The sequence below is a fragment of the Aeromonas sp. 603079 genome (genome assembly GCF_049172135.1).
GTDB lineage: Bacteria > Pseudomonadota > Gammaproteobacteria > Enterobacterales > Aeromonadaceae > Aeromonas > Aeromonas veronii.
Genome location: NZ_JAAKPX010000003.1, coordinates 208772 through 227901, shown reverse-complemented (window position 1 = coordinate 227901; position 19130 = coordinate 208772). Strand labels below are relative to the sequence as shown.

16 protein-coding genes are annotated in these 19130 nt (G+C 57.0%); 1 reads left to right on the top strand and 15 read right to left on the bottom strand.

What is annotated here, in order from left to right; all coding sequences use genetic code 11:
• The 4 genes from G5287_RS03425 to G5287_RS03410 form a co-directional block, all read right to left on the bottom strand.
• Positions 1–1154 (bottom strand): hypothetical protein (locus G5287_RS03425; RefSeq protein ID WP_421230849.1); only part of this gene is annotated, 1154 nt, incomplete at its 3' end.
• Positions 1155–1224: 70 nt separating this feature from the next.
• Positions 1225–4842 carry a curculin (mannose-binding) lectin protein gene (locus G5287_RS03420; RefSeq protein WP_421230848.1) on the bottom strand — a complete coding sequence of 1206 codons (3618 nt, stop codon included), beginning with the start codon at positions 4840–4842 and terminating at the stop codon, positions 1225–1227.
• Positions 4839–5222: a hypothetical protein gene (locus G5287_RS03415; protein ID WP_236317037.1), complete on the bottom strand. Its 384-nt coding sequence runs from the start codon at positions 5220–5222 to the stop codon at positions 4839–4841. Before G5287_RS03415 ends, G5287_RS03420 begins: the two co-directional genes overlap by 4 nt.
• A complete protein-coding gene (locus tag G5287_RS03410) occupies positions 5222–8794 on the bottom strand; it encodes a tape measure protein (protein ID WP_421230847.1) in 3573 nt (1190 codons plus the stop codon). Before G5287_RS03410 ends, G5287_RS03415 begins: the two co-directional genes overlap by 1 nt.
• A 140-nt stretch (positions 8795–8934) precedes the next feature.
• Between G5287_RS03410 and G5287_RS03405 the strand changes: the two genes are divergently transcribed.
• Positions 8935–10374 carry a hypothetical protein gene (locus tag G5287_RS03405; RefSeq protein ID WP_421230846.1) on the top strand — a complete coding sequence of 480 codons (1440 nt, stop codon included), beginning with the start codon at positions 8935–8937 and terminating at the stop codon, positions 10372–10374.
• Between the two features lie 152 nt (positions 10375–10526).
• Here the strand turns inward: G5287_RS03405 and G5287_RS03400 are convergent, their stop codons facing one another.
• The 11 genes from G5287_RS03400 to G5287_RS03350 form a co-directional block, all read right to left on the bottom strand.
• Positions 10527–11276 carry a hypothetical protein gene (locus tag G5287_RS03400; RefSeq protein WP_421230845.1) on the bottom strand — a complete coding sequence of 250 codons (750 nt, stop codon included), beginning with the start codon at positions 11274–11276 and terminating at the stop codon, positions 10527–10529.
• 39 nt (positions 11277–11315) lie between these two features.
• A complete protein-coding gene (locus G5287_RS03395; RefSeq protein ID WP_421230844.1) occupies positions 11316–11738 on the bottom strand; it encodes a hypothetical protein in 423 nt (140 codons plus the stop codon).
• The gene (locus G5287_RS03390; protein WP_421230843.1) at positions 11735–12292 is read right to left on the bottom strand and encodes a hypothetical protein; all 558 of its coding nucleotides are present in this window, start codon (positions 12290–12292) and stop codon (positions 11735–11737) included. The genes G5287_RS03395 and G5287_RS03390 overlap by 4 nt, the downstream gene beginning before the upstream one ends.
• Positions 12292–12669, bottom strand: a complete 378-nt coding sequence (locus tag G5287_RS03385) for a hypothetical protein (RefSeq protein ID WP_421230842.1) — start codon at positions 12667–12669, stop codon at positions 12292–12294. The genes G5287_RS03390 and G5287_RS03385 overlap by 1 nt, the downstream gene beginning before the upstream one ends.
• A 170-nt stretch (positions 12670–12839) precedes the next feature.
• Complete coding sequence (locus G5287_RS03380; RefSeq protein ID WP_421230841.1) at positions 12840–13151, bottom strand: head-tail connector protein; 312 nt, start codon at positions 13149–13151, stop codon at positions 12840–12842.
• Positions 13152–13153: 2 nt separating this feature from the next.
• Positions 13154–13630 (bottom strand): hypothetical protein, encoded by a 477-nt coding sequence (locus tag G5287_RS03375; protein WP_421230840.1) that lies wholly within the window; start codon positions 13628–13630, stop codon positions 13154–13156.
• A 59-nt stretch (positions 13631–13689) separates the two neighbouring features.
• Positions 13690–14976 (bottom strand): phage major capsid protein, encoded by a 1287-nt coding sequence (locus G5287_RS03370; RefSeq protein WP_421230839.1) that lies wholly within the window; start codon positions 14974–14976, stop codon positions 13690–13692.
• Positions 14977–15044: 68 nt separating this feature from the next.
• Positions 15045–15983 (bottom strand): S49 family peptidase, encoded by a 939-nt coding sequence (locus G5287_RS03365; RefSeq protein WP_421230838.1) that lies wholly within the window; start codon positions 15981–15983, stop codon positions 15045–15047.
• Positions 15971–17224 carry a phage portal protein gene (locus G5287_RS03360; protein WP_421230837.1) on the bottom strand — a complete coding sequence of 418 codons (1254 nt, stop codon included), beginning with the start codon at positions 17222–17224 and terminating at the stop codon, positions 15971–15973. Before G5287_RS03360 ends, G5287_RS03365 begins: the two co-directional genes overlap by 13 nt.
• Positions 17224–17412 carry a hypothetical protein gene (locus tag G5287_RS03355; protein WP_322861865.1) on the bottom strand — a complete coding sequence of 63 codons (189 nt, stop codon included), beginning with the start codon at positions 17410–17412 and terminating at the stop codon, positions 17224–17226. Before G5287_RS03355 ends, G5287_RS03360 begins: the two co-directional genes overlap by 1 nt.
• Positions 17406–19127 (bottom strand): terminase large subunit, encoded by a 1722-nt coding sequence (locus tag G5287_RS03350; RefSeq protein WP_421230836.1) that lies wholly within the window; start codon positions 19125–19127, stop codon positions 17406–17408. The genes G5287_RS03355 and G5287_RS03350 overlap by 7 nt, the downstream gene beginning before the upstream one ends.
• Between the last annotated feature and the right edge of the window lie 3 nt (positions 19128–19130).

Genomic DNA, 19130 nt, shown 5'->3' with positions numbered 1-19130 from the left:
TGATACAACCCACGGATAAATCGCACCAACTTTCCTGGCAGGGCGGGCAGGTTGGCAAAGTTTTTCCGATGCCAGCCTAAAATGTCGCCATAGGGCACGATTAAGCCAGGCATAAAACCGCGCAGATGGTTTCCACTCTCGATAACCATGCAAGGGTCGGTTGATACATAAAATCCGTTGTCCGGGGCATTGGGCACGGATAGTCCATTACCAAAGCGACCAAACAGTCCTTTTAACCACCAACTAGTTGATCCAAACAGCTGGTTATAAGGTCTGGCGATGGCGCGTTGGCTGCTCTGGTCAAAGCTGGTCAGTGTGGTGCCCCAGTTGTTGGTGCCGCTACTGGTCTGGTTGTAGTTATTCCACCATTGAGGTGATTGGGCGGGATCAGTAGTCCAGTAGTGAACCAGCATCGCATGGTAGCGGTCGCCCGGTCTGACGGATCGGATATAACCGCAACAAAATACGGTTTGATAGCTGACGTTACCTATCACCGGCAACCAGTAGAACAACTGGCTATCCCCTATCAAATCCCACTGTTTGCTGGAATAGCGCATAGTAGCTGGCCAACGGTGGTCGTAGATGGTGGTATAAGTGTTGATATCCACCACATCCTCCACCATGGCGATCTTCGCCAGAGATTGCACTGATGAGCCGGTAGTGGTTCCTGTCCAACCAGTGAAGGCGCTGTTATCAATTCGCCACGACACGTTCCCCGACTCGCTGACGTTGGTGGGGCGCACGATAAAGATCTTTCCGTCCCCACTTTCATGGGTGATCGTCCAGCCCAGCGGCGCCACCTTCATGGTCATGGCCGCGCCGGAACCGGCAGCGCCTGGGTTGCCACCGTCAATCTCAAACCACACCTGAGTGGTGCTGACCTGCATCACCCGATGCTCGCCGTTGTAGGCGGCAGGCGATACCCCATCGACCTGGATAACTGAATCTTGCAGATAGGCATGGCCGCCGCTAAAGGTAGCCACCGCCCACCCCTTGGCAGCATCAAACGACAGGGAGTTAATCGTCAGGGTGCCAAAGCCGGTGACCAAAATGGCCTTGAGCAAGGCGGTGAGCTGGCCATCGGCTGTGTCGCTGCTCATTTGCGGCGCACCCTGCATGTCACTTGAAAACCACTTTACCGGATAAACAGCCATCTGATTTTCTCCATCAGCGGGGCATTTTGCCCCACAAAAAATAATGGGCGGGGCACGGTGCCCCACCCGGTTAGCGGTTAACGTTTCCGCGCAGTTGCAGCTCAAAGCGATCAGACTCGCTGGCCGCCACCGATTGCAGCACGGTACGGATGGCCCAGATCGGGAAGTTGGCCGCCTTGGTGTTGAAGCGCAGCACGTTGCCACTCGACCATCCAGCGCCCCAGCCGCGCTTGTCCAGCCGAAAATAGGGCTGGCCGTTGTTGGGGTTGATGGGGGCAAAGTCGGTATTCACATCCCCCAGCGCAATCTGGCCCACATGCTCCCCGACCAGCACAAAGCTGGTACTGGTCTGGAAGATGATGGCCCAGCGCTCCTCCAGGGTGGCGCGGTTGGTGACCACGATGGGGAAATCGGTGTCGTTGTACTGCGCAGTGGTCGGGTCGCCGTCTACAAAGTCCTGCCATTTGTTCGTCCAAACCTTCTGGTCAAACAGGTTGGTGTAACGCGCCCACAAGTCGCCCATGATCAGCGCTGACGACACCAGGGTGTCAGCAGCGTCATAGGCGTGAGACAGGGGGCGGGCCAGCACCAGGCGGCCAGAGATCTCCACATCGGTGACCAGACTCATATCCTCAATCCGGTGAACCACCGCCAACGGCTCTATGTAGCCGGTCAGGTTCAACGGGGTGGCCAGGGTGACCACCCCGCTATCCAGATTGACGCTGTAGAGCGCAGGATCGAGCCGCTTACCGTTCTTATCCTCCACATGGCAGTAAGCCAGTCGCTGGCGCCCGGTGTTGAACTGCTGGCCAGCCGTCACCCCCATCGGGTAGGCACCGCGCTTGGTGCTATGCACCACCACGATGTTGCCCTTGCGGATAAACGGCACCCGGCCATCAGACGGCAGCCGCACCGGATCCAGCCCGATAATGTCGGCATCTAGCGGCAGATAGCTGAACACCACGCAGTTGAAGCGAATGGAGTCGGCCACCACGCTAATCGGCTTCCAGATCTTGCCATCCTCCCCCACCTGTTCGGCGTCATACCATGGCTGGGTCTCGTTGCCCGCTGCCGTGACCTTGCGGCCAAAGCGCACGGTAACGATGCCGGTCTGATAGTTCACCTTGCCATCCATGTCGGTGGTGGTGAAAAAACCGTCCCCGTCTGCCGTGGCCTCGATACGGCGCCCGCTGGCGGTGTTGGCGCTGATGTAGAGGCTGCCCGGTGCCAAGGGGGCGCCTGGGGTGCGGAACGTCACCGCATCCACTGACTGGGCACTGAATGAAGTGGCCAGACTCTGGAGCGATGGCTGGGCCGGTTGCCCGGCTGCCCAGTCGGCCAGCACCGCCAACCCGTTTGAATAGTCGATGGTGCCCGCCTGGATGCCTGCCCCGGTTGATGGATCCGGGTCGCGGTAGAGCAGCCCTTGCCGGTCAACGTAGGTAGAGCCCCCCAGGGTGAAGCGCATCGACCCCTCCAGAATCGCCTCGGCAAAGCCTGGGGTAACGTCTATGCGCAGCGCCTGGGCGGTCAGGGTGGCATTCTGGGCCTCGGCGCTGTTGTTGTTGCGGTAGGTCACATCCACCCACCCCTGTTCCCCGTCAGGGAAGGTATAGGCGGTGTTGTGGTACTCGATACCGGTCATCGTCCAGCGCTGCACCGCGATCTGGTTGTTGCCTTCCCAGCGGGTGCCCACGGTCACCCAGGCATATTTCGGCTTGGGCAAGGGGCTGGAGCCATCCGGCATAAAGTGCAGGGTGCCCGCCGCATAGTCGATGGCACCCAGCACCACACCGCTGGCATCGATCAGCTTGCCCAGCCCGTCATCGCGCAGGGTGATGATGGGATCGCGGGTCTGGATCACCAGCTCCTGATCGTCCACATCGAACTTGTGATAGAGGGCGTTGAACTTGACCCGCACCGAACCCGGTGTGAGGTTGTGGGCGCCTCCGCCGTCCTTGCCGTCCAGAGTGATGGAGAGGTGCCCCACCTGGCCGGGGGTATTGAGGCGCCCCGGTTCGATATGGCGCTCGGTCACCGGCTCACCGTACTGGTACTGGGCGGCGTACTCCTGACCCAAGGCGGGCAAGGTAACGTGCTCCAGATCGATGATCCCCTCGGCATAGTTGATGATGCCGGTGATATCGCCGCTTATCTTGCCGTCCCCCGCCACATCGGTGGCCCGCTTGCCATCGCCCCAGGTGAGGATCACGCTCTTGGGGGTGATCCCCTTGTGGGGGAGCTGCCAGGCGCTTTTGCCGATGCTGATGGCCTGCCCGCTGCGGTTGGTGTAGTTCACAGGGGTGGCCCAGCTGAACATGATGGAGGTATCCACATCCGGCAGGGCGCCAAGGGTCAGCATCACCGACCCGGTGGCCAGGTTGATGGTGCCAGAGCCATAAGAGCGGTCGATGCCCAGCAGCTCCCCGCGCCCGTTGTCTTTCAGGTCATACCATTTGCCTTGCGCCATAAAGCTGACGGTAGTGGTGCCAGGCGCCGGGGTCGGATGCAGGGTGATGGTGTAGGCATATCCCCGATTGTTCGCCTTGACCTCGATCCGCGCCGTGTCAGCGATACGGGCAGGGCGGGCCGCTGGCCAGAAAGAGACCGTCTTGCTCTGGGTGCCGTAGTTCGGGCACTGGGCATTGAACTCCAGCTGGCCACGGCCATAGTCGATGGAGCCGACCACCGACCCGGCAACAACCAGCTCGCCGCCCTTGTCGGTGATGGTGGCCGCGCCGATGGTGATGGTCACCGTGCCAGGCTTGGCACCGCTGCCCAGGAACAGGCCACGGCTCGGGGCGATCACCGCTGCGGTGTTGATGCTCACCAGCCCACGGCCAGAATCCACCAGGCTGGCCAGCTCACCGGCAGCGGTCAGATCCACCGCCGGGGTCTCGCTGCGGGCAGCAGGCACCAGCTGGGTAAAAATCGTCTTGGCCCGTACCTGCATCGAACCAAAGGCGGCATCATCCACCATCTTGGTGCTGGCAAAGTAGTTGGCCGCATCCGCCACCACGGTTTCGCGCAGGGCGGTCTTGGGGTTGGTCACCACATCATAGGGGGTCGGCTGTTCCCCCTCGAAGGTGAAGCGCAGCGGATCCGCCAGGGTGCAGGTGACCACGTTGCGGGTGAACTCGGGCAGACCTTGTACCTGGAACTTGGTCAGCTTCTGGGTTACATCCAGCACCCGCACATACTGCTCGAACTCCCCGGCCTTGTTCTCGTTGCCGACCATCACCAGGGTTTCGCCCACCTCCGGCAATCGCGCCTCAACCCGCTGGAAGAAGCGGATCGCCCGCTGCCCTTCCAGCTGGGTATCGTAGAGAAAACCCTGCCACTTGGGGCCGCGCGCCAGATAGCGCTCCACCACATCGCGGGCATTGTTGCGGGTGTCGTGGTGGTCTTTGGTGGTCATCAGGGCAAGGCCCACGTTCGGATCGTAGGGCGGCAGCAGCACGGCGGCATTCGCACCATAGTAGGTGTCGGTGTCGTCCGTCTGCACCGCCAGAAATACCTTGCGCAGGTTCACCACCCCATAGGCCCGATCCAGATCGCTGATATCGGGAAACATGCTGTTATGTTCGCCGCTGACGATCTCCTTGCCGGTGATGCGCCCGCCACCGTCCTCGGTGTCCGTCATCCGCTGGCTGGCCATCAGCTTGATATCGCCAGATAGAATGGTCATGGTGTTACCTCGATAAGGCGAAGGGTGACTTCATAGGGGGTATACTCATCAGGGTCGGCAATTCGATACAGCTGCTTGGCCTCGAGTCCGCCACTGCTCTCACGGCGCCACAGTACTGTGAAGTGACGTCCATTTATCTCGAGGGGCATCTTGGCTGATGGAGCTGATGCCAAGGCATGAAGTGCAACTACAGTCGAACGCTTCACCCAAGCCTCACCATCAGATCGCAATGTGATCGGCCGCCCTTCCGATTGAACAGCCTCTTCTACAATGATCGCGCCAGACAATGTTGGTGTGATCACTTGCCCGATAGGCTCCCACTCGAACTCGTCCCCCCAATCCAAGTCATCAGGCAACTCAATGCCAGCCAATTTGATCATCAGCTTCTTAATCCTTGTTGTTTCAGCACGCGCAGCAGCGCATCCAGATTCTCTTCATCAGACTGGAGCTCTGCATTGCCGCTGGGGGTTTTAAGATGGATGGTGACTGTTTTGTCGCTCGCAGAGCGGCGTTGGTCATTTTGTTTCTGGACTTGAGGGGGGGAATCATTGGTCTGCTGTGACGACTTGTCTTTATCCAATTCCTTCTGCTGCGCCTTGTTCAGCTCTTTCTGGAGCTGTGCCCGCATGGCCTCCATCTCCTTTTGGAACTTTTCGCCGTAATACTTGCTCCACTCGCTATAGGCCGGAATGTCTTTGACCTTCTGGCTGTAGCGGGCGAGCTCTTCTTCGACACCGGCCAAGGTATTGGTCAGTGCATCGGCATTGCCGCGCAGCTGGTTGATATCTACTGTCTTGTAGAAGAAGGAGCCGGCATTGACGGTGCGGGTTACCTCCCCACGGCCAGATGAAGAGTTCATAGCGTTGACACTCGCCATGGTATCTTCAACGTCACTCTTGGTCTTCTGTGCCTCCTGCTGCACACCCTTCAGACTTTCCTTCATGGTGTCAGCGGCCGCTTTGGACTTGTCGGCGGCGGTATTAAAACCGTCCCCAATCTCGGCCGCTTTACGGCGGGTATCCCTGATCTTCTCATCGAGGAAACCAAGTCCGCGAGCTTGCTCCTGAGATGACAACTTCCCGGCTTGACCCAACTGTGCCCAGATTTTCCGCAACTCTTCCAGCTCTTGCGCGGTGTCTGCCTTGTTCACTGCGGCTTTCATCGACGCGGCGATTTCTACCGAGGTGGCGGATGCATCTGTGGCGATAGCGCGAAAGGTGTCAATAGTGGCCCTCCCTACCGCATCAATCCCGGTTTGCAGCTCTTGATAGTCCAGCCCGAGACGACGCAACTTTTCAGCAAGTACTGATTCGGTTACCTGAGCTGTGCTGATCACACCACCTTTCATGGTTTCGAAAGCAGCCATAGACTGGACTTTCAGCACCTCGAGTTCCTGCAGACTCATATCCTGCAGGCTCTTGCGAAGTCCGGCGTCGATCTCGGTCTGTGTGACCTTGCCCTGCTCACGCAGAGAGTCGAGAGCCAAGGTGATGTTCTGCAAAGAGGTGGGGTCCCCCATTTGCAGCCCCTTGAATATCTCGTTGATGCCGGTGGCAGTCTCCTTGCCTTTTGCCTTGAGCATGTCGAAATCAGCAACCAGCTTCACCACTGCAGGGCGGGTTCTGGCATCAATAGCTTGCCCAGCCATATCAGCACCGGCAGCAAGGTCAATAAACCCTTGGCGCATGCTCGCCAGCGCGGCATCGGCCTGATACTGCATAGCCTCGGCCTTGAGGCCTGATGCCTCGAGAGCCTTCTGTACCTGCAGTTGACCGGTCAGATATTCACGGTGTCCCTGCAGCCGTTGCTCATAGGCTGCTCGCTCTGTTTCCGAGAGGTTGGCAACCTCCTGGGCAGTGAGGACCTGAACGTTTTTGAACTCGTCAAACTGCGCCATGGTGGTCATCCCTTGGCGCTGCAGTTGGTTAAAGAAGGCTCTGGACTGTTCAGCAACCCGCTGCTCAATCTCTCCCGCCTCCCCCATCTTTGCAGCCCAAACACCGGCATCCTCTGCCAGCTTGACTAGACCCCGACCACCTTCATAAACCAGCACTGACAGCCCCGCCAACAAGGCTCCGTTACCCATGGTCAAGGCGCTGAGTACACCATTGAGCTTGACCGCCTTCTTGCTGGTAACGTCCATCTCTTTGCCAGCTTCTACTGTCGGCATGACCACACCGGTCTTCATGGCCTGCCCGATACCGAGTAGCTGAGCACTCCACTGGATCACCTTCATGGTGCCCCAAGCTTTAACGAGGATCCCCACCCCAGCACTGAGCTCAATGATGGTTTCAGTGATGCCGCGAATGGCCACTGCTCCCGTTTTCATCCCGTCAGAAACACTTCTGGCCCAGTCAGCCAAACTTCCATCATCTGCAGCCGCTCGGATCTGTGCGGTGACATCAGCAAGTTCTGACTTGATGAAAGCGAAGATGCCCGCATCAGCAATTGCGAGCTCGACTTTATTCAGCTGCTCCTGAAAATTTGACCAGATCCCGCTGAAGGTCTGCGCCATTTCCTCTGACGCCCCGGCAGCATCGTCTCCCATTGCCTTGATCAGCAGGTAGATTTCATTCCTGCCAAGCTTCCCAGCCGAGGCCATCGCGATGATCTCATCCGTTGTCTTGCCCATCGCTTTTGCCAGCAACTGGGCCGCTGCAACAGATCGCTCGTTGAGCTGGTTCATCTCTTCGGCTTGCAACTTTCCCTTAACATAGGCTTGCCCAAGCGCGACAATGACACCTTCAAGATCCTGGTAGGTTCCCGCCGTTTTGGCGGTATAGTCGGCGGCGGCCTGCAGTACCCCGTTGTAAGGGTCTAGGCCATAGTTTTTCGCCTTGATAAAGGCGGTAGTGATCTCGTTGAGTTGAAAGGGCGTCTTTTCGTTGAACTCACGCAGCCAGGCCAGCGCTTTCTCACCGCCTGCAGCACTGCCCTCTACACTCTTGAGTGATACACCAAGGCGTTCAATCTCGTCCGCTGTTCTGACCATGCCTGTGGTTCTTGCCACCAACTGGTCAAAGGTCAAATATGCAGCGGCAACACCACCGATCTTGGCGGCCAATGCCGCCCAACCCTGCTCACCATCTTCGACAGCGCTATGCAGACTTTCGGTATTCTGCTCTGCCTGCTTGGCCTTCTGGCTGTATTCTGTCAAGCCACTGGCATTGGCTCGCAGGGCGCCGGCCTGTCCGGTCAGCTGGTTTTTCAGATAGGTGATCTGATTAGCTGCCTGCTGGCTGGCGGCCTCTACCCGCTTCTGCTCACTGGCCAGCTTGCGAGTATCGATGCCAGCATCGGTCAGCGATCGGCGCAGTCCGTTTAGAGTCACGTTCTGGCGCTGATACTGAGTATCCAGGGATTGAACTTCCCGGCGGGCCGAATTGAACTCCCGAGTCTGCTGCCGCAGTGCCTTCTCGCTGGATTCGAGTCCACGCTTGAGCTCATTGGTTTGGCCTGAACTCTCTTTGTACTGCTCGCCAAGCAGACGCACCTGCTCCCGCGCGTCCTTGAGCGCCTGTCGATGCTCCTTGGTGACGGTGGTGGCTTCGCTGTTGGCTTGGCGCAGTAGATCAACTTTGGCCCTGGCCTCTGCATGGGCCGTGGCCAGCCGTTCTGTCTCCTGCCGGCTGGCACTGTAGGCCGCATTGGATGAGGTTAGTTCCTTCTTGGCCTCGGCCAGTGCCTTACCCATACCAGTTGCCCGGGTACGAGCCTGTTCCAGTCCATCACCCAAATCAGCGGTACTGCGCTTGAGGTTGGCAAACTGGGTTAAGGTGGCATTTTGCTCACCGAGGCGCTGCAGCTCATCCCCCAGGGAGCCGACCTGTTCACTGCTTGATTCTGTCTCACCGCCGAGGGTATCCACTTCGGCAATTAGTTTGCTGATCTCGGCCAGCCCTTCAACAGCGGCGCGGATCCGCAACTGGATATCGGTATCGTAGCTTGCCATGGGGGAAATCCTTAGAAAGAAAAAACTGCAGAGATAGCGGTATAGAATCACGTTGAACGGCATAAATATTAATAGTGCACTATATTAAATATGCGACACAATTAGATTAACTATTAGCCAATGCAACGGAGATGATTTTTATGCGAGCACACATTTTTCTTGCGACATTACTAATTTCTGGTTGTACGGTTCCGGACAAAGTATGGCAACCAGTTTGCCCAGAGGGTAATGAATGTGACTTGTCGGCCATAACGCTTAAAGAGAAATCCTGTTTCGTTCCCCAAAATGGAAGAAACATCGACTGCACGAGCAATAAATCCGCCCATGGGAAACAGCATTCATTTAAAATTGCTTATCTTGAATACCCAGAAGACAGTGTTAACCGCACCCAAACTTCACTACTCGACCCCAAACAGCTGGAATTAATCCTCAAAGAATTGCGCAGTTCTAAGCGACCTCTTCTAATCCCTGTATATGTTCACGGTTGGCATCATAACGCATCAAGTGATGATGATAATTTTCGCAAATTCCCAAATATGCTCGCACGTTACTCGTACGCATTGCAACAATCAGGACATTCTAATTATGATGTTCTCGGGATATATATAGGTTGGCGAGGTGAGTCATACGATGGTTTATTTAGTACGTTAACAATAGGAGGTCGAGCTAAAACTGCTGATAAAATTGGCCGAGAAAATGGTCCGTTATCTAATGATTTAATTTATATTGCGAATAAAATGCAATCTATCAATTCAAAAAGCCGTATGATTGTCATCGGCCACTCACTAGGGGGGCGCGTACTGAGTCGGGCATTTCTACCATCAATTAAGTCCGGAAATTATCAACCCCTGGGGGCTGGGACACTTATTATAACTGCCAATGCAGCTATTGGCGCAGATGCATATCGCCCATTATATGAATCCACCCAAACATCGACACAAGCACGGACTCCAACATGGATAAATTTCACAGCAAAAGACGATACTGCTACTAACACAATTTATCCACTAGCTCTTAATCTACACTTGCTCTCTCCGGACTACCCTGACAATAAGCAAGATACTAATGTAACCATAGGTCATTATCAACCATATATTACTCATCAAATAACTATCCAGAACTGCAAACCAAATGGAGTACATGGTGAGTCTTCATGCGGGAAAATTTCAGAACTAGATGCCATGTCATATACTGATTACTGGAAGATGAGTAACTACCGACTTTTCACATTGAAATATGGAGATCCATCTACACCATCATCTCTCATTCGGCATTGTGTATTTATGGTGGACTACCCTCGAACAGAAGTATTGGATAGCAAAATCAAGATGGAAAACAAAAATCTATGCCGCGGTGTTTTTGAATACGATTATGACAAAGCGACTAATGCCAACAAAAGAATTCCCGCCAACGGGCGCATGTGGAACGTTCGTGTAGATGCTAGCGTATTCGATTTTGCGAAACCCAGTACTTTCATGGATTTTTCAACCCATAATGGTTATATCCAAACTGACTTGACCACAATGCTCCTACAACTCGCCTTTGAAAAGGATATTAATTTAACAACAACTAAGAAGTGATTAATGTGCTGCTCCCATGAAGGATAATAAACTCACTAAATACCATTCTTGGGAACAGCACTATTCTCTAGCTCTGACTCAAAGAATACTTGAGCTAAAATATATATTGATTGCATTAAAATTCGGACATGAATTTTAATGTCATCTTGATATCAATTCAGGATCTCCATCCGATATGGCTCAGACTTACCTGGCATGGTCACCAGTGAGCCCTCTAGCTCACCTTCCATAAACTCGCCACTCATCAGCGCCAGAGCACCCTGGGCTGCCAGCATGGCTTGGTCGATGGTGACGCGCACTCGCTGCCCAGGGTTGGCCAAGTTCTCACCGTCGATCAGGAAGTAGCGAGGCTTCAGTGTTTCTGTGGTGCCGGTGTAGGTGGTGCCGGTCACCGCTGCTTTGGTGTAACTGACCTTGCAGGCTGCGGCCGCTTGGTCGCTGATAGCCATCACCATGTTGCAGTTGACCTTGTAATCGGTATCCAGTACCAGCGCCGTACCACCAGCACTCAACTTGACGGTGATCGAGCCAGGTTTTATGTAGGCGTTCGCCAGCTCAACCCACCCCTCTTTGCTGAGCGTGACCAGCTCATCCGACACTGGTGCCTCGGCCTGGGTGAAGGCCACCTGTTTGCCGGCGATGGCATCGGCCAGCAGCTGTTTGGTCATGGAGTCCCATTTAAGGGAGAGCTTGGCCGGGTCCTTCGGAAGTTGAACCGAGTCCAGCGCCTGGCCGAAGGTGCTGCGCTTCTTGGAGATGCGCGACTTTTCCTCGGTGGTCGGCGGGGTGACGGTGATCTCGTTGACGTTGATGGGGCCAATCAGGGGCCCTTTCACGCCGTTGTTGATTTCGGCGATGTAGACATCACCAGCCAACAGCAGGCCTTTGTCGGTAAATGACATGCTTGGATGCTCCTATGGTATCCAGATGATGGTGCCAACCTAGAGGCTGGCGGTATAGGTGAGGCTGAATTGGATCGAGGTCAACAATGTGTCACTGCCGACCTCTTCGGGTTCGAGGTTGATGTTGCCCACAGCAATGGTAAGCAATGAGGTGCCGGGTAACGGGATCCCTGCCGTCGATGGCACCAATGCCGCCAGCACCTCCGATAACAGTTGGTCACGCCCGGCACGGCCTGCGCTCGCGGGTTGATAGAGGTCCACCTGAATATTGCGGGTACGTTTCCATTCACGCCCCCTCCGTTCAGGCTTGCCTTCGCTCAGTTCTCGAAAGTGAGCCAGTGGTAATGGGGTGTACTGGTCAATTTGCGGATCGCTGTCACATATCTGCGCTTCCCCAGATAACGAGGTCACGCTGGCCAGCTTTTCCAACAATGCATCACTGATGAGGGTCGCTTCTTTCATGTCATTGCCCTGGTAAAGGTACTGGCCAGCTTGGCTTGTAGCGCGGCCAGGTACTGCTCGGTGATGATGTCATTCCACCAGCCCCGCAGCCCTACCCCACCGGCCATCACCAACCGCGGTTTGCCCGCCTTCTGATAGCGGATCATCGGGCGGCGCTTTTTGCCATAGGGGTTAATAAAGCCGTAGACCTGCACGCGCTTGCCACCGCGTAGCACCCAGACGCTGGCTCGTGTTCCAGTTCCATCAGTTCGAATTGAGGAGAATTTGACGCGACTGAACGGCACCTTTTTCAAGTCAAGGCTCAGGGTCGCCACGTCATGGGTTGCCGTTGCCTTGTCGAACTTGATCCTGGCTCTAACCGATGCGGTATTGAAACCATCTGCCGCAATCCGGTTTACCATGTCATTGCGTGTATCGCGGGCAACTTCATTGACCACCGCCACCAACTGCTTGCGGATCTTGGCAGGGAGCGCCTCAAAGGCCTCTTTACTCTCGCTCAGGCCAGTGACGTTGATCGCCTTGGCCCTGCGCTTACGGCTCAGTCCCCCCGGCATCAGACCACCATCACTCGCAGCGTGGTGCCGTTGTCGCTGCCCTCGACTACCCCATCGATGCTGTAACTGCGTCCGCGCAGGGTGATCTGGTCACCTTGGCGTGCAAACGGCCAGATCAGCTCAGGCAATATCAGGTCTATCTGGCGGCGCGGTTCGCTACGCGCCCCCACCATCAGGTTTTCAGCCGCCATAAAGACGGTTACCGGATAGGCCACCCCATGTTTTGGGGTGTAGGTGGCCGGTTCGCCTGAAAGTTTGCGGGCCGAGATCTGCAGGGCCCCAGGTTCGCTGGCGATATCTTCAATCAGATACCAACAAGCTCTCCCTTTAAGCAGCTGACCTGGCAACAGGTCATAACGGTCACGTACCGTGATCATGGTCGATCCGGTCGCATAAATACTGGCTTGCGCCTCACGGCCAGCGGCCTTTGGGTCAATAACCTTTGCCCATATTTTACCCAGTGGAGGCCATCCGGAGGGCGATCCGGTCGTTGCGCCAAAGCGCATTAGCCGGGTGTTCAGTTCGCCACTTTTAACCATGCTTCCCCCTAGCCAACCACGATTTCACGATAGGGATGGATCAATGACTCGTACGCCAACGGCAGGGTGGTGGCGATGGTCCCTGTCACCACCGCCTCGCGATTGGTATACCAGTGTCCAATCAGCAGCAATGCCGCCAACCTCAGCGCCGGTGTGAGGGTCTGTCCCTCTTCCCCCTCAGCCACCAGCGGCTTGTTGATATCAGACTGGATGTGGCTGATCGCCGCTTCAATCAGGCCAGTCAACAACGCATCTTCGTCAACTTCATCTGGCTCAATACGACATTGTGCCTTGGCCTCCGCCACGGTTATCAGCAACATGTTTACTCCAGGTCTGGTTCTGCTACTGCTTCCGCCAGCGCTTTCTTGAACACAAGTTCGGCTTCTGCAGGCGACAGGCGAGTGATATCGCCTCGGCTGTAGTTCTTCCACGGGCCTGTGAAGCACACCAGCACCCGCTCATCAGGAAGGGGCGCGGGCTCATCGCCGCTCTGCTGCTCGTGATCGGCGTCAGTTGCGCCAGTGGACTGCTCACCGGTCAGCGGCGCGGTGCCAGCTCCGGCTGCATCGCCGGTTGCATCGCCTGGCGCTTGACCTGCTGCGGGGTGGTCAGAATCTGATTCATCGCCTTCGCCAGTTCCGGCGTGGGGATCTTGCCCAAGGCCTGCATCGGCATCGGGTTGGGGGGTGTCAGTTGCATTGCTGGTCGGCTCCTGCGGCAGTTCACCGCTCTGCTGCTGGTGATCGGCGTCAGTGGCAGGTGTTTGCCCTGCGCGATCGCCTTTCGGTGGCTTGGCCATGTCGGCTCCTTGTTACAAGGGGATGAGAGAGGGCGCCAGTGCGGCGCCCTGCTGCGGCCTTACCAGGTGACCTTGGTACCCAGTGCCAGGCCTTCCGGATGACGGAAGCCCACGTCGTGGTTGCCGACCAGGCGGATCAGCGACTGGTTGCGGGAGAAGGAGCTGACCATGTCGCCGTTGCTGTCCACATAGGCAGCTTCGGTGGAGAAGTCGATGGTCATGTTGTCCTGCTCGCCGATCACCACGTCATTCCAGTCGGCGAAGTAAATCTCCGACTCGTTGGTTCCGGTGCCGAGGTTGGTCGGAATGGTGTTGGTGTGCGCAATGGGGTAGCCCTTGAGCAGACCTTGCGACATCTCCGGATACACCTTGTTGCCATTGCCATCGCGCAGGCCGTACAGCTTCATCCAGGTGCGCGGGCTCATGCCCCAGCCCGGATAGACCATCATGCTGTCGGAGTTCATCAGCTTGAGGATGAGCAAATCGAGGTAAGCATCGATGGTCGGCAGGTCAGCAGTACCGGCCCACTCAACAGTGCGGCCTGCATCGATCGCGACCTTCTTGAAGCCGATCGGGGTATTGTTGGTGCCGTCATCGCGCAGGAAGGCTTTATCCTCGCGCACCGCCATGGCGGCGATCATGTCGCTCAACACCAGCTGCTCGACGTTGTAGCCGGAGCGACCGATCAGCTGGTTACTGATTGGCACTAGGGTGATCATGGTCTTGGCTGCCAGTTTCACATCACCGAACTGGCTGGCGGTAGAGCGAGCATCGAGCCCCTCACCAACGTAACTGGATGTTGCACCGCCGGTCATGCGCGGCATTGAGAGGTTGCCATTGGGCAGCGGCACCACGCGGGCGCCAAGCTTGCGAACAATGGTCTTCGGTCGCAGCAGTTCGATCACTTCGGAGTGCAGATTCTCGGGGATCAGAGCGCCACCGGAACCGGCGGCGGTGCTGATGGCCATAGCCACCTGCTTATCGCCAATCTCTGTGGCGGCGAACTTCTCTGCCAGTTGCAGATCGCCCTTGCCGGCCGCGACTGCCATCGCCATACGGGCAAAGCCTGCGCCCTGATATTGTTTAAGCTCCTGCTTCACATGGACAGCCGGTGGCGCCTGGGACCCGTGAGCATTGACCGGCACAGCCTGCTGAGCCATCAGGCGCTCGGCGCTCTCCTGACGGGCGATGGCTGCGCTGATCTTGTTTGCTTCGCTCTCCAGGTCAGCAAACTGCTGCAGTTGCTCGTCGGTGAGGGCGGTACCGCTGGCTTCGAGTTCTGCCAAGGCTTTGACCTGGGCGGCGATTTCGCCACGCTCGCGGCGGAGGGCTTCGATAGTCTTCATCGATTGGTTTCCTTTGGACATAAAAAAAGCCCCTTTCAGGGCTTGTTGGGATGGACTCCGCCGCTGGGCTAGAGTTGGTTCTGCATTTCGATGGCGCGGGCACGAAGGCCGATACTTTGAGCCGGTTTGGCTGACTTGGCCACGCGAGCAGCCAGACCGTTGAGATAGTCCTGCGGGTTGGCCAGCTCATCGGCCAGCCCGTTCTTGACCGCCTCATCCCCGCTGTAGAGGGTGGCTTCGGTGGCTTTCACCTGCTCGACTGACAGGCCGCGATAGCGGGCTACCGAGCTGATAAACAGGTCGTAGGCCTGATCCATGCGGTGATTGATGGCCGCCATGGCCCCATCGCTGAGCGGCTCATGGGGGGTGCCGTCCTTTTTACGGTCGCCGCGGTAGAAGGTGGTGAACTTGAGCCCAACCTCTTCCTCCCACTTACTCACCTCCATGTGCTCCATGATGACGCCGACAGAGCCGCAGCCGCCGGTTTCACTGACTACCACCTTGCTGCAGGCTGCGGCAATGAAGTAAGCGGCCGAATAGGCTGAGAAGTTGACAAGCGCGGTGATCGGCTTGACGGGGCGCTTGCTGAAGATGTAGTCGGCCAGCTCCTTGCATCCGACCGCATGGCCGCCGCCGGAGTTGATATCGAGCACTATCTCCTTGACCCGCTCATCAGCCAACGCTGTGGCAATCTGCGCCCGCGCCCACTCGTAGCTGGTCAGCTCGGTGCAGGCGTTATCGATGTGACCGCGCCGCGCTACCAAGATGCCGTGCAGCGGGATCACTGCCAGTCCCTCGACGCGGTACTGTGATTCGCTCCGCGCCTCAAGCTGCTTGGGTTCCAGCCCATCTGGCAAGTCATCAGCCGCCATCACCTCGATCTGGTTGCCCAGCATGCGCGGCATCAGCAGACTCTTGACCCCTGCCAGCACCTCTTGGGTGACATAGAGCGGCACACCGAACACCTGACTGGCCAGGTGCGGGTAGTTGATCATCAGCTTCGGCATAGGATGGCCTCGATTTCTTTGATTTGTTCCGGGGTCGCCTGGCTGATGCCTTGCGGCAGCTTGCCGGTAGAGACCATGTTGAGCGGGGTAAGGTAGATGTCACCGCCCGGGATCGGGGGCAGGTTTTCCAACCGGCGGATATCGTTGACGCTGAGCCAGCCCCACTGGCGACCGAGCGCATATGACTCGTAACGGGACTTCTGATCTGCCCGCAGCAGGCCGGAGAGGTTGAACTCGATGTAGAGGTCTTTTCGTTCTTTGGGCAACAAGAGGTCGCGCATCATGGCGGCCTCGATGCGCTTGACCCACGGCAGCAGGGTGTAGATAACGAACTGCAGCCCCTGATGCTCGATGTTGTTGTTAGTCGCCCGCTCCAACTCACCGATCATGTGCGGCGGTATTTTGTACAACCGGCAAATCTCGATGGCGCCATATTTCCGCGACTCAAGCAGCTGGGCCTGTTCGTTATTCATCGCCAACTGTTTGTACTGCATTCCTTCCTGAAGCATTGCAACAGAGAAGGAGTTGCGCAGCCCGGAGTGGCGGGACGTAAAGCTATCCAGAATGGCGTTGACGACTTTCTGATCGCCGATCGCCTTTGCTTCGTGTGGTCGTTCGATAACACCTGACAATGTGGTGCCATTGGCAAACACCCGCCCTGCATGCTCATCCACTGCCATGGCCAGCCCGATGCTGTCAGGGTTGGTCTGGATTGGCGACAGCCCCAGATAGCCGTCAAGACTGAATCCCTTGACGTGATGCATCATCCGCATCGGCAGGATCTGGTTGCTGCCATCGAGCAGCTGATAGTAGGGCAGCGCATCAGGCCCCTTGAGCACTGCAATCTTGTCCGGATTGACCGGGATCAGCTCGGTGATGTACCCACTGCCGTCCCTGTCAATCAGGCTATAACTGTTACCGCGCAGGCCGAGATGCCCCATTCGCAGTTCGTTGAACTCAAACGAGGTATCTTTCTGGTTTGGACTGGCGTGGACAATATCGTAGAGCGGGTGCTCGGTTGCGCGTTTACGTGAGTCATCTTCACGGCGATACAGTTCGCAGGGTAGCTGAGCGACTGACTCGGCCAGCAACGTGACACAGGCTCTCACTACGCCTTGGGTCAGAGCCGTCTCTGGCGTAACCAGCACGCCGGACTTTGCTGTCCTGCCACCCATGCTGCTGATCCACTGACTGAAGTTCCCCCCCTTGCGCCCGCTGCCGAACATGATTGGCAGGAACATCAGCTATCCCCCTTGTTACGCTTGGCATAGTCCGCTGCGGCAACGGCTCTGCTCATCAAAAATGACCAGACCAAGCAGAGCATGCCGCCGACAACCCACCCCAAAGGCGGTGAGTAGAGGCTGGCACCATATGCCAGCGCCGCTGCGCCGATCAGGCCCACGATGAAAATTGAAAGTTGTGTCAACATAAGACGTCCGAGGTTTCGTAGATGGAGCTCTCTTCTTCCCGGTCAGGCACCATGGCTCGACCGATAGCCATCATCAGCGCGACCGCGCCGTCGATCTTTTGATCCGCACTCTCCTTTACGGGGCGCACCATGTCATCGTTACCAGGGAGGAACTTGCCAATCACGTTGCCGATACACCATGTCATCAGGCTGTTGCCGTCATGGTGAAAACGACCAGCCGTGATGGCTGCCTCCAGCTCCTTCATGGCACCGGACATGTTCTGATAGTTCTGGGTGATGGTGATGGGGGACATACCCTCGTCCGCCAATGAGTGAGACAAGGCAATGGCACCAGCAGGATCGAGCGGGGTTTCCAAGACCTTGTTGCTCAGGTTGGCCTCTTTCGCCTCTTCGAAGATCTCGCGATAGTCGATTTCGGCTCCGTCTGTGGTGCTGAGCTCCCCAAGGTTGACCCACTTCTGGTAGCGCTCTGCCAGTCGCCGGTTGTCGTTATCAAAAACGGTATCCTCCGGCACCCAGAAGCGGGGCGCCACCGAGTAGTAGTGGCGCTTGCCGTCAATATCTCGCCAGAACAGCCGCGCCATGGAGTTCATATCGAGTTTGCGAGCCAAGTCGAAACCGAGGATGCACTCGTCACCGGCAAACTGCTCCAAGGTGAGGCTCTTGTCCTCACAGGCCGCCCAGCGCTGCATGTTGTAGAACGCCGTCTTGGCCGAGACCCAGACGTTTAGGTGCTTGGTCTTGAAAATGTTGGCAAAGCGCGCCGACTTGATCGCCTTGGTCTGCTGCGCCAGCAGGTATTCGGCATAGACAGAGACCCCCATGTTGGGGTTAGCCTTCGCCAGCACTGCCGGATCCGCCCAGTCGTCACCCTCGTCAATGGTGTAGATGATCCCGAACAACTCATCATCCGGCACCGTGCCGGCCAGCATCTCGATCACCTCCCGCCGTTTGTCATAGCAGGGGCCATCAACGTTGTAACCAGCGGTTGTGATCACCCACATCAGCGGTTGGCGGCGAGCCCCCATACCGGTGATCATGGTGGTGTAGAGGTCATCGCTGTCGTGCTCGTGGTATTCGTCCACGATGGCGCAGGATGGCGACTGACCATCACCCGGGTTGCCAATCAGCGGCTCGAAGCGAGCCCCGTCTGATGGGATGTTAAGGTTGCTGGCGTTCACCTCGATACCGAAGTGAACAATCAACGCTTGGGTACGCTTGGCCATCAGGCGAGCTGGGCGGAACACCTCCCACGCCTGCTTTTCTGTGGTGGCGCCTGAGTAAACCTCGGCACCGAATTCGTTGTCAGCAGCGAAGCAATAGAGGCCGACCGGCGCAGAGAGCGCCGACTTTCCGTTCTTGCGGGGAATCTCGTTGTAGACCTCACGGAAACGGCGCAGGCCACTGCCCTTGCGCACCCAGCCGAATACACAGCAGACGATGAACAACTGCCACGGCTCAAGATTCAGGGTCTGGCGCTTGAATGCCCACTCCCCCTTGGTGTGGGGCATGAGCTGAATAAACTTGGCTACCCGCTCGGCTTTGTCCTTATCGAAGCGGTATCGGAACTTAGTGGATTTTTCTTTGGCCAGATCATCGAGGTGGCGCTGACAGGCCTGGATGACATAGCGGCAGGCGGGGATCTTGCCGCGCACAACGTCGCGGGCGTAGCCGTTCGCTACGTTGACATAGGGATAACTTTTGCGTGCTGCCATAGT